Origin of the sequence: Mucilaginibacter sediminis (assembly GCF_051903035.1) — a bacterium.
GTDB lineage: Bacteria > Bacteroidota > Bacteroidia > Sphingobacteriales > Sphingobacteriaceae > Mucilaginibacter.
In genome coordinates this window covers 6,487,697-6,504,358 of record NZ_CP170602.1, presented here as the reverse complement: position 1 = coordinate 6,504,358, position 16,662 = coordinate 6,487,697, and the positions used below count along the sequence as shown (strand labels likewise).

At 43.1% G+C, this 16,662-nt stretch carries 17 protein-coding genes; 7 read left to right on the top strand and 10 right to left on the bottom strand.

The features are described from left to right. Window position 1 precedes the first annotated feature (1 nt). Entirely contained in the window at window positions 2-379 is a 378-nt protein-coding gene (locus tag ACFGVS_RS26985; RefSeq protein WP_090652782.1) for a hypothetical protein, read from the bottom strand. A 69-nt stretch (window positions 380-448) separates the two neighbouring features. Further along, the gene (locus tag ACFGVS_RS26980; RefSeq protein WP_177183933.1) at window positions 449-1,090 is read right to left on the bottom strand and encodes a tetratricopeptide repeat protein; all 642 of its coding nucleotides are present in this window, start codon (window positions 1,088-1,090) and stop codon (window positions 449-451) included. A gap of 365 nt (window positions 1,091-1,455) precedes the next feature. Here ACFGVS_RS26980 and lon point away from each other — a divergent pair, with 365 nt between their 5' ends. Together lon and ACFGVS_RS26970 are read left to right on the top strand one after the other, a co-directional pair. Further along, the gene (gene lon, locus ACFGVS_RS26975; RefSeq protein WP_439696335.1) at window positions 1,456-3,930 is read left to right on the top strand and encodes an endopeptidase La; all 2,475 of its coding nucleotides are present in this window, start codon (window positions 1,456-1,458) and stop codon (window positions 3,928-3,930) included. Window positions 3,931-4,148: 218 nt separating this feature from the next. Beyond that, window positions 4,149-4,754, top strand: a complete 606-nt coding sequence (locus tag ACFGVS_RS26970; protein ID WP_439696334.1) for a hypothetical protein — start codon at window positions 4,149-4,151, stop codon at window positions 4,752-4,754. 268 nt (window positions 4,755-5,022) lie between these two features. Here ACFGVS_RS26970 and hisS read toward each other — a convergent pair whose 3' ends face one another. After that, window positions 5,023-6,396 (bottom strand): histidine--tRNA ligase, encoded by a 1,374-nt coding sequence (hisS, locus tag ACFGVS_RS26965; protein ID WP_439696333.1) that lies wholly within the window; start codon window positions 6,394-6,396, stop codon window positions 5,023-5,025. A gap of 328 nt (window positions 6,397-6,724) precedes the next feature. Between hisS and ACFGVS_RS26960 the strand changes: the two genes are divergently transcribed. Next, a complete protein-coding gene (locus tag ACFGVS_RS26960; protein ID WP_439696332.1) occupies window positions 6,725-7,252 on the top strand; it encodes a GNAT family N-acetyltransferase in 528 nt (175 codons plus the stop codon). A 205-nt stretch (window positions 7,253-7,457) separates the two neighbouring features. Here ACFGVS_RS26960 and ACFGVS_RS26955 read toward each other — a convergent pair whose 3' ends face one another. The 4 genes from ACFGVS_RS26955 to fumC all read right to left on the bottom strand — a co-directional run bounded on the left by ACFGVS_RS26955 (window position 7,458) and on the right by fumC (window position 10,923). Then, window positions 7,458-7,895 (bottom strand): low molecular weight protein-tyrosine-phosphatase, encoded by a 438-nt coding sequence (locus tag ACFGVS_RS26955; RefSeq protein ID WP_439696331.1) that lies wholly within the window; start codon window positions 7,893-7,895, stop codon window positions 7,458-7,460. A 139-nt stretch (window positions 7,896-8,034) separates the two neighbouring features. Then, on the bottom strand, window positions 8,035-8,829 hold the full coding sequence (locus ACFGVS_RS26950; protein ID WP_439696330.1) for a S1/P1 nuclease: 795 nt from the start codon (window positions 8,827-8,829) through the stop codon (window positions 8,035-8,037). After that, window positions 8,829-9,257: a fumarate hydratase gene (locus ACFGVS_RS26945; RefSeq protein WP_439696329.1), complete on the bottom strand. Its 429-nt coding sequence runs from the start codon at window positions 9,255-9,257 to the stop codon at window positions 8,829-8,831. The genes ACFGVS_RS26950 and ACFGVS_RS26945 overlap by 1 nt, the downstream gene beginning before the upstream one ends. A 271-nt stretch (window positions 9,258-9,528) precedes the next feature. Beyond that, entirely contained in the window at window positions 9,529-10,923 is a 1,395-nt protein-coding gene (gene fumC / locus ACFGVS_RS26940; protein WP_274209448.1) for a class II fumarate hydratase, read from the bottom strand. Between the two features lie 299 nt (window positions 10,924-11,222). On the opposite strand from fumC, the gene ACFGVS_RS26935 reads away from it, so the two are divergent. Further along, the gene (locus ACFGVS_RS26935; protein WP_439696328.1) at window positions 11,223-11,924 is read left to right on the top strand and encodes a DUF4304 domain-containing protein; all 702 of its coding nucleotides are present in this window, start codon (window positions 11,223-11,225) and stop codon (window positions 11,922-11,924) included. Between the two features lie 353 nt (window positions 11,925-12,277). Here the strand turns inward: ACFGVS_RS26935 and ACFGVS_RS26930 are convergent, their stop codons facing one another. Continuing rightward, a complete protein-coding gene (locus ACFGVS_RS26930; protein ID WP_439696327.1) occupies window positions 12,278-12,658 on the bottom strand; it encodes a YciI family protein in 381 nt (126 codons plus the stop codon). A 491-nt stretch (window positions 12,659-13,149) separates the two neighbouring features. Between ACFGVS_RS26930 and ACFGVS_RS26925 the strand changes: the two genes are divergently transcribed. Further along, window positions 13,150-14,367, top strand: coding sequence for a CehA/McbA family metallohydrolase (locus ACFGVS_RS26925; RefSeq protein WP_439696326.1), 1,218 nt, complete (start codon window positions 13,150-13,152; stop codon window positions 14,365-14,367). A gap of 44 nt (window positions 14,368-14,411) precedes the next feature. On the opposite strand, the gene ACFGVS_RS26920 is transcribed toward ACFGVS_RS26925, so the two are convergent. Next, the gene (locus tag ACFGVS_RS26920) at window positions 14,412-14,822 is read right to left on the bottom strand and encodes a hypothetical protein (protein WP_439696325.1); all 411 of its coding nucleotides are present in this window, start codon (window positions 14,820-14,822) and stop codon (window positions 14,412-14,414) included. A gap of 36 nt (window positions 14,823-14,858) precedes the next feature. Then, window positions 14,859-15,896 (bottom strand): tetratricopeptide repeat protein, encoded by a 1,038-nt coding sequence (locus ACFGVS_RS26915; protein WP_439696324.1) that lies wholly within the window; start codon window positions 15,894-15,896, stop codon window positions 14,859-14,861. A gap of 147 nt (window positions 15,897-16,043) precedes the next feature. Here ACFGVS_RS26915 and ACFGVS_RS26910 point away from each other — a divergent pair, with 147 nt between their 5' ends. After that, the gene (locus tag ACFGVS_RS26910; protein WP_439696323.1) at window positions 16,044-16,274 is read left to right on the top strand and encodes a hypothetical protein; all 231 of its coding nucleotides are present in this window, start codon (window positions 16,044-16,046) and stop codon (window positions 16,272-16,274) included. Then, window positions 16,261-16,653: a type II toxin-antitoxin system VapC family toxin gene (locus ACFGVS_RS26905; RefSeq protein WP_439696322.1), complete on the top strand. Its 393-nt coding sequence runs from the start codon at window positions 16,261-16,263 to the stop codon at window positions 16,651-16,653. Before ACFGVS_RS26910 ends, ACFGVS_RS26905 begins: the two co-directional genes overlap by 14 nt. The last annotated feature ends 9 nt before the right edge of the window (window positions 16,654-16,662 follow it).

Genomic DNA, 16,662 nt, shown 5'->3' with positions numbered 1-16,662 from the left:
TCTATAAAGAAAGGGCAAAGTCAGTAGTAGACCTAAGAATGCCGGGCATATTTATCAACTCTTTATAGGTTTCATTATCTTCTAAAAGTTGTTCTTCTCCGGGTGCGTGTAGTCGCTTTTTCTTTTTATTAGTTGTCCAACCAAGCCTTTCCAACTCTTCAAATATAGTTCCTTTGTGTAGTGTATATTTTATAAAATCTTGTAAAACGTACTGAAAAGATTCCTCTGCTTCATTTTTAGTTTTACCGTATCCCGTCAAATCCAACTCTGGAGAATATTGATAAAAAACATTATCCTCTTCCCACAATATCAAAGTGAGCCCTACTTTAACATTATGATCCCCGTCGTTATAATTCGCTGTAAGAAATTTTTTCGCCATAAATTCAAATCAAATTTAATATAAATCGATAACATACCTATAATTGTGGCGTAAAAAAGACAATATGGTTTAATGTTTTGTAGCAGCTGTTGAACTTGCCTGGTTCAGCTTTTCTTTTGATTGATCGATAAGCGCTGCGATATCGTTACGGCCAGGGTTGGCATTCAATATCTTTTCAAGATCGGCAATAGAAGCTTTTAATGAATTTACACCACGGCTCCTGTCATAAAAACGGGAATTTGTTTGGAGTTTGAATACGCCGTAATCACGGTAGGCTATCCCCCTGTTTTGGTAATATTTACTATCGCCTGGGTCGTCGTTGATAGATATGGCTTTGGTAAGGTCAACAATGGCGCCTAATAAATATAGTTCTTTATCGGCATCTTTAGTTTGGTTATCTCTACCTAAGTAGCTTTTTGCGCGCGCCCTGTAATAGTAAGCAGTAGCATCAGCCGGTTTTATAGCAATTACGCGGGTATAAGCAGCTATTGATTTTTTGTAGTTATCGCTGTGATAGTAAGAATAGCCCAACATCCACAAAGCATTGGCATTGGTAGAATCGGTGATGCAGGCTTTTTCGAGGTGGGCCACTGCCGATCTGAAATCGCCGTCCATAACAGCTTGCTGCCCCATTTTTACATAAGCGCTTTGCGCCAATGTAGTTTCAATGGTTGACAGTAGCAGGAATGGTAAAATAACTGAAAGCCTCATCAACGGATTAATGGTGAACAAATTGTATATCATTAACTATCATTCCTTCGAATTATTATGCCAAAATTAAATTTATTAAAAATAATTCCATCAGCCAGCTCAATCGGGAAAGCGATACTATGACTTTTTTTCATCTTTAACAACAAAATCCAGTTAATTTGAAAAATAGGTGTTAAATTTACAATTACCATATAATCAAAACATTACAGCACCAAATCAAACGCTATTCATTATTAACCCAACTTGGCACAGCTCTTGAACCATAATACCACACAGGTTTTAATCATCGTTTACCTGTATATTACAAGCCCAATAAGTTTATGGGCTGACAACATGACGTTATTTTCTACACAAAAAATATATTAATGAGTTTCGATCCATTCGATTTTAAAAATGCTTTACCTGTTATAAATGAAGACTCGGAGTTTTTTCCTTTAATGTCTACCGAAGACGAAGAGGAAATGAACAACGAGCAATTGCCTGATTTACTGGCCATTCTGCCGCTGCGTAATACTGTACTGTTTCCCGGCGTTGTTATCCCGATAACCGTTGGCCGCGACAAATCAATCAAACTTATTCGTGATGCCAATAAAGGCAACCGGATGATTGGGGTAGTTGCGCAACAGGATGTGGGTATTGAAGACCCCAATTTTAACCAATTGAATAAAGTTGGTACCATTGCGCTCATCATCAAAATGCTGCAAATGCCCGACGGTAACACCACAGTTATTTTGCAGGGTAAAAAACGTTTTGTTTTAAAAGATGAGGTTCAGTCAGAACCCTATATTAAAGCAACCGTTGAGCCTTTTCACGAAACCAAAATAAAAGAGGATAAAGAATTTAAAGCCATGGTATCGTCTATAAAAGACATGGCCATGAATATTATCCAGCTATCGCCAAATATCCCCAGCGAAGCCGGCATAGCTATCCGCAATATTGAGAGCACTTCATTTTTGATCAACTTTATATCATCAAACATGAATGCCGATATGGCGGCCAAGCAACGCCTGTTGGAAGTTGCCAGTTTGCGCGAAAGGATTAACCTGGTACTGGAACACCTTACACTTGATTTGCAGATGCTGGAGCTAAAAAACCAGATCCAAAGCAAGGTGCGTGTTGATTTAGATAAACAGCAACGCGATTATTTTTTAAATCAACAGCTTAAAACCATACAGGAAGAGTTGGGCGGTAATTCTCCTGATTTAGAGATAGAGAGTTTACGCCAGCGTGCTGTTAAAAAGAAATGGGCTAAAGAGGTTAAAGATCATTTTACCAAAGAGCTGGAGAAGCTTGCCCGCACCAACCCTGCAGCGGCAGATTACTCGGTACAGATAAATTACCTGGAGTTATTGCTTGATTTGCCATGGAACGAGTTTACTAAAGATAACTTCGACCTGAAACGGGCCCAAAAGGTTTTGGATAAAGACCATTTTGGACTGGATAAGGTTAAACAACGCATTATTGAATACCTGGCCGTGCTTAAGTTAAAGCGCGACATGAAAGCCCCTATCCTTTGCCTGGTTGGCCCCCCGGGAGTTGGTAAAACCTCGCTGGGTAAATCTATCGCCAAGGCTTTGGGCCGCAAATATGTGCGCATGGCTTTGGGCGGTATCCGCGACGAAGCAGAGATTCGTGGCCACCGTAAAACTTATATTGGCGCAATGCCGGGCCGCATCATCCAATCGGTTAAAAAAGCAGGCGCGGCAAATCCTGTTTTTATTTTAGACGAGATTGATAAAGTAGGAAACGATTTCCGCGGAGACCCGTCTTCGGCTTTACTGGAAGTGCTTGACCCCGAACAAAACAGTACTTTTTATGATCACTACGTTGAGATGGACTTCGACCTATCCAACGTAATGTTTATTGCAACTGCCAACTCCCTGAGCAGTATCCAGCCTGCGCTATTAGACAGGATGGAGATTATTGAGGTGAACGGCTATACCATCGAAGAAAAAATAGAAATTGCCAAACAACACCTTGTACCCAAACAACGCGAGGCGCATGGCTTAAAATTAAAAGACATTGCCCTTAAAAGCGAGATCCTGGAAAAAATCATTGTTGATTATACCCGTGAATCTGGCGTACGTGCATTGGAGAAAAAGATAGGTTCGGTAGTGCGTGGCATTGCCAAAAACATCGCTTTGGAAGAGCCTTACAATCCGGCGGTAAATAAAAAAGATATCGAAAAAATATTGGGTGCGCCTATATTCGACAAAGATCTTTACGAAGGCAATGATGTAGCTGGCGTTGTAACAGGCCTGGCCTGGACATCGGTTGGCGGCGATATCCTGTTCATCGAAGCAAGCTTAAGCCCCGGCAAAGGCCGTTTAACGCTTACCGGCAGCCTGGGCGATGTGATGAAAGAATCGGTAACCATTGCACTGGCTTATTTAAGAGCCCATGCCGGTTATTTTGATATCAACCCTAAACTTTTTGACCTTTGGGACGTGCATGTGCACGTACCGGCAGGCGCTACGCCAAAGGATGGCCCATCGGCAGGTATCACCATGCTCACAGCCCTGGTTTCGGCATTTACGCAACGCAAAGTAAAACCCAACCTGGCCATGACAGGCGAGATAACCTTACGCGGCCGCGTTTTGGCCGTTGGGGGGATCAGGGAAAAAATACTTGCGGCGAAGCGCGCCAATATCAAAGAGATCATCCTATGTAAATCAAACCAGAAAGATATCCTGGAAATTAAAGAGGATTATATAAAAGATTTGAATTTCCATTACGTAACCGATATGCGCGATGTGATTAAGCTTGCATTACTGGATGAAAAGGTGAGCGAACCGCTTGACCTTACGGTTAAGGAAGAAACAAAACCTGTTTTAAACTAAACAAAAAGGCGCCTCATCAGGTGCCTTTTTTGTTTATATGGAGATGCCGTATATTTTACCCTATTAAACGCTGATATTTTGATTCCCATTGTTTTTATTCAACTGGTAATCAAACCAATTCCATCGCTTACATCCACGAGCCGCCGTTTTTGAAACCTTTTATTTCCCTTTAGCGTAATACAACATGAATTGCCATATTAGTTCAACTTACCTAAATAATGAAGAAATTTTTTACGCTCAACGGAATTATTCTTACGCTGTTCCTATTGTCCGGCCTTAGCTCATCGGCACAAATTGTTGAGCCTAACATGACGGATACCGTTAAAAAATCGCATCCGACCGGTACTAAAACGGTGGTTATAGATACTACCAAGGTTGATTCAACCAGCTCTGAGCCGGAAGGCGAACGCGCCCAAACTGCTTTTTTTGAAGTTGGCGGGCCAGGCCTCGCTTTAACACTAAATTATGATATGCGCTTTGGCCACAAGCGTACCGGACTGGGCTTTAGAGCCGGCGCTGGTTATTTTGCAACCGACGGCAATGATGTATTTTCTGTTCCCTTACAAATAAATTACCTGTTAGGAAAAGGCAACAGCCTGATTGAACTTGGCGCAGGCACTACCTTTTTAAATTCGCATGGAAACAGTAATGGCAAAACATTTATTTTCGACAGGATTACAGGCTTTATTGGTACAGCAACAATAGGCTATCGTTATCAGCCACAGGAGCGCGGCATCAATTTAAGGATAGGCTTTGTGCCCATAATTTGTGATGAGGGCATTATTGCAGCCGGCGGCGTCAGCGTAGGTTATACGTTCAAGTAATTTTCCTGGAAATTTTCTCTAAAACATTATTTCGGGCAATCAAATTTGGCGAGACGCTGAAGGAGGATTGACACCGCGGCGAAAGACTTACGAAGTTTTTGAAACTTCGTAAGTCTGCGATTTTTCTTTGGTCATTGATAGGAACGAAGGATGACAGTCTTTATTTTGAACTTCATTTCTTCCTCAAGAATTAGTAAAACTTACCATCCGACATTGACAATGCTATAAGGACACCATTTTCCCCAAAGCCATAAAAACCAGGGATACTTTACCTTGCCATCCTACCCACAATCTCTTCCGCGGTTAATTTCTCCTGTACGCCGCTGGCCATATCTTTAAAAGTTAGTAAGCCGCTTTGCATTTCATCGCCACCGATAACTACAGTGTAGGGGATGTTTTTATTATTGGCGTAATCCAGCTGTTTTTTGATTTTGGCACCGGCGGGGTACAACTCCGTATTGACATTATTACGGCGTAATTGCTGCAACAATGGTAACGCGTAAGTTTCGCCCTCCTTGTCAAAGTTACAGATGAGCACCTGGGTACTTTGGTTGGTCGTGGTTGGGAAAAGGTTTAGTTCTTCCAGCACGTCATAAATTCTGTCGGCACCAAAGGAGATACCTACACCGGTGAGGTCTTTCAGGCCAAACATGCCCGTAAGGTCATCGTACCGGCCGCCGCCGCCGATGCTGCCCATTGCTGCTTCATTTGTTTTCACCTCAAATATGGCGCCTGTGTAATAATTTAAGCCCCGGGCAAGGGTTATATCCAGTTCGAGTGTTGCGGTTTGCAGCGGGCAGCTTTCAATGTATTTAAAAACGGTTTCTATCTCATCGCAGCCTTTAAGGCCTATCTGTGATTGGGCCAGTGCTTCGCGCAGGCTCTGTAGTTTTTGGGTATTTGAGCCTTCCAGTAAAATAACCGGTTTTATTTTTTCGATGTCGGCTTCGGTAAAGCCGCGTTCAATCAGTTCTTTGGTAACGCCATCAAGGCCAATCTTGTCCAGCTTGTCAATGGCGACAGTTAGGTCGATAATGTTATCGGCCTTATCTATGATCTGGGCTATGCCTGTGAGTATTTTGCGGTTATTAATTTTGATGGTAAAATCTTTCAGTCCTAATTTGCTTAAGGCTTCGTCGTAGATCAGTATAAATTCCGCCTCGTTCAGCAAAGAATCCGAGCCTACCACATCGGCATCGCACTGGTAAAATTCGCGGTAGCGGCCACGTTGCGGTCTGTCGGCACGCCAAACGGGTTGAACCTGGAAGCGTTTGAACGGGAAAGTGATCTCGTTCTGGTGCATTACTACGTAGCGGGCAAAAGGAACGGTAAGGTCGTAGCGCAGGGCTTTTTCTGAGATATCCGAAGCAACCGCATTTGAGTTAAGCGCCGCCAGTTTTTCGGGATTTACCTTGGCCAGGTAATCGCCGCTATTCAGCACTTTAAATATCAGCTTATCCCCTTCTTCACCATATTTACCCAACAGTGTCGATGAATTCTCCATCGTCGGTGTTTCTATCTGCTGATAGCCGTATTTACGGAAAACGCTTTTAATAGCATCGAAAATATAGTTACGCTTCACCATTTCAACAGGTGAAAAATCGCGGGTGCCTTTTGGTACGGATGGTTTGATGGATGCCATGCGGCAAATGTACAAAAAAGCTTAACCCCTCCCAACCGCGTGGTGTTAATCAAACAAAGCATTACAAGTCCCAAAGTGTGTGTACCGGTACGGGGTGAAACACCCTGAAACATGCAGGTACGGCCTGGTACACCCTGAAACGGGGTGAAACACCCTGGTACGGGGTGGTACACCATCGAAAAATGCCACTTGCCAACACCGTTTTAAACCCTATTGCCTGTCGCCCATTTTATCATGCCGATTCCCGGTAACCGGCACGGCTTTATATGACACTCTTTTTACCATCCACAATGCCAATCAACGCCCATTTACCATATTTTTGAAACCCATGAACATTATCACCCAAACGCCCCGCCTGCTCATCCGTGAATTTACTGCTGCCGACGAAGCCCTGTCCCTTGTTATGGATGAGGACGAACGCCTTACCCAATATGTAAAGAAACGCACCCCGGCCGAAAGCAAGCAGGTGTTTAAGGATACCCTGAAGGATTACAAAAACAAAACCGGCCTGGGCCGTTGGGGAATTTTCAACGTAGCCGATAATGATTTCATTGGCGTATGCATGCTAAAACCAAGCGAATCGGACAGCGATAAAATTGAACTGGGCTACCGCCTGCATTTCAAATACTGGGGGCAAGGCATTGCCACCGAACTTTCAAAGGCTTTAATTAACTACGGTTTCAATACAGTCGGGCTAACAGAAATTTATGCCGTTACCCATCCGCATAACGCTGCTTCGCAAAAGGTTTTGTTAAAAGCCGGTTTTGGGCGTTTTGGCGAGGCTTTTTGGTATGGAGAAGATTTGCCGTTTTTTAGAGTGAGGAAAGAGAATCAAGAGATTAGAGTCAGGAATTAAAGACAAAACGTTTTTGTTGGAGCTTTAGCGGGTAATATAGTTAAACCGATGTCCTACGCTACCGTCATTGCGAGGCACGAAGCAATCCCCGATATGCTAAGTCCCAAACAGTTCGGGATTGCTTCGTGCCTCGCAATGACGGATATGTGTTTTCATATTCAGCAACTTACACAACTCGCTATAAGGCGCTCGCAATGACATGAATTCAGGCCGTCAACTCCCTTATAATGTCCTTACACCCAACTTCTATCAGCTCAAATACCGGTTCAAACTGGGTGTCGTCGTGGTATGGGTCGGGTACAATTTTATCGCCTAACAGGAGCTTCACTTTTTGCGCATGTTCATCGTTACGGGCCATGTTCAGGATATCGCTGAGATTGTACTTATCCATAACAAAAATATGGTCAAACTCATCGAAATCGCTTTTCCTGAACAGGCGGCAAATTTGCCCGCTGATATCAATGCCGTGGTTTCGGGCCGCGCGTACCGAGCGCCTGTCGGGCCCCTCGCCTACGTGCCAGTTGCCGGTACCTGCCGAATCTACCTGCCAGCCCAGCCCCTGCTCATCGCTCAGGTGTTGCATTACCCCCTCGGCCAGCGGCGAACGGCAGATGTTACCGAGGCATACCATTAGTATTTTCATCTTAAGTTGATTAAGTGAGTGGTTGATTGGGTTGATTAAGTTGAGTGATTTAATTTCAGTTTAGATTAGGTACTGATGGATTAGGTGCCCTAATTCAACCCAATCAACTTAGTCCAACTCAATCAACCCAATCAACCACCTATCCAAACAACTGATTCAACACCCCTGCCAAACGGATGCCGGCTTTAAGGAGTTGTTGGTTCAGGGTGGCTATGTGGTTAAAATTGTATTTATAAGTCAAGTTATCGCCTGGTTTAATGTCGGCATAAAACTTTTCGGCCAGTTGGTTGCTTTCAAACAGCCATTGGCTTATGGGGGCCTTTTGCAGGGCTGCGCGCTGAGTAGTGGTGCTATGGTTTATCCAGGCGGCATATTCGGTATAGCTCAATTGCTGGTTATCTATCAGCTGGCTATCCCAAACCGAGTGCAGGTTGCTGTCCTTGCCAAACCATTGTACTTTAAAATCGTTGCCGCCTTTATCGCTGGTGTGGCCAGTGTGGAAAGGCTGGTGCACATCTTCAACAATATGGATCAGCATGCGCAGGTAAAGCAGTTTATTCGCTTTGGTGGTGCTTTTATTTTTAAGGCCGGCTATCAAAAAATTCATTTTGGTATAGGCATCCGTAGCTGTGTCGGCTTTTAAATAGGTTTGCAATTCGGGGTAGGAATAAGCCTTATCCAGGTCGATAAAATGCCAGTTATACAGGTAGCCGTAAGCCGGATCGGATTTAATAAAATCGGCCCAGTTGCTGGTAATCGCTATCGACTCGTCGCCTAAAATGGCCTGTATGGCTTTGCGAGCCTTGGGCGTTAAATAACTATCGGCTATTTGCCCGCAAATGCGGTGGCCATTGGTACCCCAGGCCATGCTTTGCACCGGGATGTAGCAAATGGCCACAAAAAAAGCAATTTTTTTAAAGATTGATGTTTTCATTATAATGGTTTTGGGATGCAGCTTGTTCGTTTAACCAAACGTGCCTTTATAGGGATTACGTTTGATGTACTTGTAAATTGAATGAGCGAATCTTTGGTTTTTTTCACCTTAAAAAACTCCTCGTAATCGCCCCAGCGGAAACAGGTTTTCTCGTCTTTATAGCTCAGGTTGGCATTGCAAAACTCACCTTTAAGGTGTAGGGTATCCTGCTTTTGCGAATAGGTGCCGCGAATATACTCGTCCCAATGGCCTTTATTCATGCAGGTATCGGCGCCGTAGTTTACCTTGCTTACGGTACTTATCTTCATCACAAACGAATCGCAGCTAAATTTAATGTCGTACAACGAATAGGTAACTAACCGCTTCTCGGCCGGAACCGAATCCTGCTTCCACTCGCCCTGCAAATAAGTTAATCCTGGCTTTTGCATGTTAGGGTTCATGCTGCAGCCGCAGAGGTAAAAGGCGAAAGGTAAAAGGTAAAAGGCTCTGTTTAGGAAAAAGGCTTTGCTGAGGTAAAAGGTGAAAGGCGAAAGGTGAAAGGCTTTTTTGCTGAAAGCCGAAGGCTGAAAGCGAAAAGCCTTTTTTTGTGTCGGGGCTGAAAGAAAATCGTTCAGGGGTTTTAGCATAAACTTGCTATTCAAAAGCAGTAAATCAAAAGCCCCTCTCCTTCAGGAGAGGGGTTTGGGGTGAGGCTCCTCTTTATAAGCTGCCTATCATATTTTCGGGTATAACCCATTGGTCAAACTGTTCGTTGGTTAACAGGCCCAGGCCAATAGCGGCTTCGCGCAGGGATTTGTTTTCCTTCAGCGCGGTTTTGGCAATTTTGGCGGCATTTTCATAACCAATGTGCGGATTAAGCGCTGTTACCAGCATCAGCGAGTTTTCGAGGTGTTTTTTGATACCATCGTAATTAGGTTCGATACCTACAGCGCAATGATCATTGAACGATACGCAGGCATCGCCAATTAACCTTGCCGACTGCAGGAAGTTGGCCGCCATAACCGGTTTAAACACGTTCAGTTCGTAATGGCCATTTGAGCCACCAATAGAAATGGTTACATCGTTGCCCATTACCTGCGCTGCTACCATGGTAACAGCTTCGTTTTGGGTTGGGTTAACCTTGCCCGGCATTATAGATGAACCCGGCTCGTTATCGGGGATATGGATCTCGCCAATACCCGAACGCGGACCAGAAGCCAGCATCCTGATATCGTTGGCTATTTTCATTAACGATACGGCTATTTGTTTTAATGCGCCATGGCTCTCTACAATAGCATCGTGCGCGGCCAGGGCCTCAAATTTGTTTTCGGCAGTGATAAATGGCAGGCCGGTAAACTGGGCAATATATTCGGCTACTTTAACATCATAACCTTTTGGGGTGTTGATGCCGGTACCTACGGCTGTACCGCCAAGGGCAAGTTCAGATAGGTGATCAAGCGTATTACGCAGGGCTTTTAAGCCGTGGTTTAGCTGCGATACATAACCGGAAAATTCCTGGCCCAATGTAAGCGGCGTAGCATCCATCAGGTGGGTACGGCCAATTTTTACTACCGATTTAAAGGCTTCTACTTTTAATTGCAGGGTATCGCGCAGTTTTTCGACACCGGGGATGGTAACATCCATCAGTATTTTATACGCCGCAATGTGCATGGCGGTTGGGTAAGTATCGTTTGATGATTGCGATTTGTTTACATCATCATTGGGATGGATGAAAGTTTTGCCTTCGCCCAGTTTGTTGCCCTGCAATACGTGGGCGCGGTTGGCCACAACTTCATTCACGTTCATGTTTGATTGCGTGCCCGAACCTGTTTGCCAAATCACCAGCGGAAACTCCGTGGCCAGCGATCCGGCCAATATCTCGTCGCAAACCTGTGCTATCAAGTCGCGCTTTTCGGCAGATAGTACGCCTAAGTCGGTATTGGTATAAGCGGCAGCTTTTTTCAGGTAGGCAAACGCGTCGATGATCTCTTTGGGCATAGATGCCTCCGGACCAATTTTAAAGTTATTGCGTGAACGTTCTGTTTGTGCTCCCCAGTATTTATCGGCAGGTACCTGTACCTCGCCCATGGTATCGTGTTCGGTCCTAAAACTCATGATGTTAAAATTTGCAGGGGCAAAGTTATGTTTTTATCTGATGCAGGAGATGGGGAAATGGTAATCTTTTTGTGATGGGGGAGGGAAGATTTTAAATGGTCGGTTTCCTTCACTTCAGGGTTTCTCAGGGCCGACAGAAAAGTGAGCTTGATAAGGTTGTTTAAAATGACTGATGTGTTCGAATCCCGTCCTTCCTGCGATTCGATTTTTAGAACACCCAAAGCCTATAGATAAATATTTATAGGCTTTTTTTATTACTTTTATTTACAATTATTTTGAGAGATTGCTAAAACTGATAAATGGAAAGAGATTTAACTGTAGAATTTAAAACACTTGTTAAAAATATTATCACTCCCCAGTTAAAGCAAACTGGGTTTAAAAAAAAGAACTTAAATTTTAATTGCGTTTTTCCAAATTTAACTCAATCTCTAAACGTCCAAAAAAGTCAGTATAATCACTCTGAAAGCATAAGATTTACCATAAATCTGGGGTTCTATAATAGTTTAATATTTAAGATTTCAAAAGATAGAGTTGATGAACCTCAATTTGTGACTTCTGATAATTGCTTCATTTGGGGAAGAACGGGAATGTTGATATATAACAGCGATTACTGGTATGAGTTAGACCACATCAAAGAATATGAGAAGGTATCTAAGCAAATAGAGAATGATTTAAAAAATCATGTCCTTCCATTGTTTACAAAACTACAAACCTTGGATGCATTACTTGACTTCATACGAATTGATTATAAATATCGTCCATTTCATTTAATAGCAAACATTGATGATGTTTCACTTTTGGAATTAGAATTTGGTGATTATGTTAGAGGGAGAACTATATTAAAGAGGCTCTATAGTGAGGCAATAATTCCAAAATCGACCAAACACACTACCGTACATCCCGACGGAAGAGAAGATATTAGATGGTCCGAGCCATCCGTGAACGATTTTCATGTTAACAAATTGATAAGGATAGCGAAAAAATATAAAATCGATATTTAACAATTATCTGTCATCACTTTGAGTAATCTCTTTTACAGCTTCTAAAATTCCTTCTAAGTGTACTAATAGATTCCCGTTCATCCCGCAGGAAAACTCAGTAAAAACCGGAGTTTTTTTATTTTAAAAAAAATCTCAGAACATCCCATTAAACAACGAGGTCGAGGGAACTGCCGATAGCTATCCGGACTCATCACTCACAGCAAAATATTTTAATTGCCCTCGTTCGTATACAGCAAGCAAGGTTTATAGTAAAGACGAAATCGAAAGTTAATGTGCCCATTCAGGCTTTCTTCATGTTTCCAGTGACTTTCAAAATCCCATCAAGGTATGATTAATATATTTTCGCTGCCCCCCTATTTTGGATATACAAAATTAGTTTGCTCTTCTTTCAATTTTATAGGCCGTACCTCAATTGTGGCCGAAGGCACGTACTCAAACTCGGGGTTGCTTTTTGCAATTTCAACCGCCTCGGCCAAATCTTTTGCTGTAATATGGTAATAGCCAACCTGCACTTCGTTAGCAGGATCAATGGCTGTTTGTGTCCACGCGTTTTCGGTTTTTGAAATAACATAACCTTCCCGCACAATGGGCTGGGCTGCTATTAATTTACCTGCTGCTCTTAGCAGCCCGATATATGTTTCGCATTTTTTTATAAATGCAAGATGCTCATCTGCCGATAAGGCCGCTTTTGCATCACCTGCATTGCGGATGTACAACATAAATTCCTGGCTCATGATTTTTAGGTTTATTAATCAGCTTATAAAAACGCCCATTTTATGGCCGGATTAACGATTCCGGCCCCTTTTCAGGCGTCATTACTTCTGTTAGTTAAGGTACTAAAGATCCGGCAAAATGGCTGTCGCTGTTTAACCATTTTTTTTGCTCCCCCGCTCTCTCTACCGGTGCCACTTAAGTAGGTGTTTTCAACCCCGTAGGGGTATAACATTTGTAGAAAAAATAGAAAATAACGCTCCGTGCCGTAGGTACGGCACTTATGTAGCGTACCTAGGGCACGCAAAAATGTTGATTTACAAACGCTACAAATGTTTTGCTCCGATGGAGCAGCCTGTCAATTCCTTAACTTCATAACCCCGATCTCCCAGCCGGGAAGACACCTCAACAAATAGCATTGTCACAATCTTATTCATTTTGCGGACGCTAACATTCAATTAATATGAATGGGGTATGTTGCGGACCAAACGTACTACCCGTTAATTAATTTGATATGACTTTTAACAACTACAAAAAAACGACGCTGGTAAATATTTTGCTGCTTATCATCGGCACTTTCGCCTGCACTGCGGCATTAGCCCAGGCGCCCCATATTAATCCATGGGCAGCAACCGAAGTTGGCCAGCTACCGGCAATCGCCAGCCAGAGCAAGGGCGTTTGGCTTAAAGGCGAACTGCACGTGCACTCGCGTCACAGTACCGAATCGTCTAATAATCCCATTAGCAAAATCATCGCTTTTTCTAAATCGGCAGGAATTGATTTTGTGGCTATTACCGATCATGACAACCATGTAAACGGCGACGTAGCGCACCACACCTGGGCCGACCCGGAGTTTAAATCAGACTCGATACTGCTGCTTTACAGCGCCGAGTGGACAACCACCCGCGGCCATGGTAATGCATTCTCGGCCGTGCCTTATGATCACCAAAAACTATATGACGTGCGCGATCAGCGCGATGTGGTGGTAGGCGCCGTAAAAAAGCAATTGGGCATCCACCTATCGGCCAACCACCCGAGCGGGAAAGATCATTTTGGATACTCGTACGATATGGTTAATTCTATCGAAGTCTGGAACTCGGCCATCTGGTCAAAAAACGCCAACGCCATCATGATCTGGGACGATATGCTATCATCCGGCCGCAAGCTTACCGGCCGCGGCGGCAGCGACGCCCACCATGGCGTTCCCGATTCGCCGGATAAAGAAACCAAAAACAGCTACCAGGCCCAGGCCAACTATGTAGGTACCCCAACCACCTGGGTATTTGCCACGGCACGCACCACGCAGGCAGTTATTGACGCCCTTACCAGCGGGCGGGTGTGCATCAGCCAGAATCCGTACGCGCCACGCGTTGAATTTTATGCCGATATAAACCAGGATGGCAAAATGGATATGATGATGGGCGACAATGCCAAAGCCACGGGCAAGTCGGTAAAATTCCGTGTGCAGCTAACCGGCAAAGTGCCTGCCGACGGGGAGTACACCATCAACATCATAAAAAACGGCAATCCCTTTGGCAGCTTTAAAACCACGGGTAAAACGCCGGCGATTGAGTTTACAGATTCGCCGGCAACTATTGAGCGGAGTTATTACCGTGTAGAAGTACAAGGCACACCTACACCTTACCCGCAGGTTCCGGGATCAATGGCTTTAAGCGGTAATATGGTTGGCTTATCGAACCCGATATTCTTTAATTTTGATCCTAACTTTTGATGGGATCGTTACTTACCAAGCCCTCTTTAACATAAAGGGGGCTTTTAAAATTTTCGATAAGTATAAACAAGCGTGATCAGCACCGCAAAAAAAACACACCGCCACAAAAAGGGCTTGTAAGCCGGTTTTGAATAGTTGGCAGCACAAATGACAACTGCAACCAGCAATGCTCCATAACTCATAATACATTCAAACTGCCAGTTTGCCCAGTGTAAAAAACAAAATAATAACGCAACTATCGCAAGACTATATGCTACATCTATTAGAATCCGGTTTATTAATGAGACACCAGCGCTGGCGTACAGCCATAATGATAAAGGACAGTATAAGGTAGCTGTTACTCCGCCGAAAACAACTGCAATTAGTCCTGAATAAGGCACTTTAAAAAGAGCTGACAGCCCCGCCAGTAAAAATATGCTTAACGGTATAAGTTCAAGGTATTGTTTTTTTGTCATGGTTAAATATCGCACGTTCTTTCATTCCGTCATCAATTAAAACTCCCTTTTTGTAGCCGTTACCCAGGCATCCAATGCCGATAGTTTGGCATTGTTATCTTTAAACCATTGCAGGTTTTCGTCTTTATAAGCAGTTAGGCTAATGAGCCTGGTAAAAGTCTCCATATTATCGGTTTCGGCGAGTTTGCCAAAGTAGTCGGCATAGTATTTCCAAAAGAAGTCTTTATTATTAACTTTTGCGGATTCTTTTGATGTTGCAGTAAACACCATTTTTAGTTCGTTGGTTAGTCGTTCCTGTGCATTGCCTGCGCCAATTTTTTCCAATGCTTTACTTGCAGATGCGGCCATTATTATAGATGATTCGGCAAACGACATTGGAGATATTTCTTTAGTATCTTTATCAGTTGTCATCAAAATCTCTTTTTGATCGGCGCCGGCCTTAAATATTTTGTCAATATATTCATAAGCTTCCGTTGAACGCTTGGTTTGAGGCTCAAGTAACAGGAAACTACAAAATGCCAATAGTGAGCAAAGCCTTTTATTTTGCCCCAGTGTAGCCAACGCGTAAGTACGCTGGCTGCTGGCATGTTTAGGATCAAGTTTGATGGCTTCAATCGCACAACTTTCCGATTCCGCGTATTTCTTTTGGCGCAGGTAAGTTATTGCCAGGTTATAATGCAGCCGCTGATATTCCGGATTAGCGGCTATACCTTTTTTATAATATTCGATAGCCTTATCAGGTTGCTTATCATCGTCATAAATACTGCCAAGCATATCATAGGCGCCACCGGATTTTGAATCTAACGTGAGTAGTTTTTCAAGATAAACTATAGCCTCCTTCCCCCTGCCCGAACTAAAAAGGCTATAACTAATTTCGTGGTAAGCGGTGGGATATTCAGGGTCGATTTTTAAAGCCTCTTTATACTTGGCAATGGCTTCATCATATTTGCCAGCATCGTGCAGGGCAATACCCTCTTTAACCAAAGCTTTGGCGTCGTCCTTAGTCTGCCCGAAAGCGACCGGCGCGTAAGCTATAAACAAAATAAACAGCAGGAATTTGTGATAGGTTTTCATGCCTAAATTTAGGCAGCAGTTTTAATTAAAAGAAGGAATTTTAAAACTTTCTTTCCGATAATTGCCACGTATATCCCAGGCCTTGGACACACGAATTTTTATCGCGATTTTTTTTTGTTATTTTTGTAATACGTCAGCATTTAAGTCATGTATTCAGAAGCTAAGAAATTACATTTAATTGAGGAGTTACTCAAGGTAAAAAGTGAATCAATTTGGATTACGCTCGAAAATGTGTTAAAAAAAAATCGGGTACAAAAAGGCACATCAAAACCAAGCATTTACGATTTTGTAGGCATCCTTTCGGATAAGGAAACCGCAGACATGAAAAATGCCATTGCTGAAGCATGTGAAACAATAGACGAAAATGACTGGAAATAGTTATTTTTTGGACACCAATATTGTAATTGAAGTTTTCTCGGGTAACAAAGCAGTTGCTGACAAGATAAATGAAATCCCCCCTTTTTATATTTCTTCCATTGTTTTGGGAGAGTTATACATAGGGATCAACAGAGTTGTAAATAAACCAAAACATTTAAAGCAACTTGAGGCTTTCCTTAAATTATGCACCGTAATTGATGTAGATGCTACTACTTCTCGGCTTTACGGAGAAATTACAGCAGCGCTTTTCAAAAAGGGAAAACCGATTCCATCAAATGATATATGGATTGCTGCAACCGCAAAACAGCATAATTTCACTCTAATTACCCGTGATGGGCATTTTCAGGAAGTTGAAGATATGACGATTGAAAAATGGTAGCAGATTACG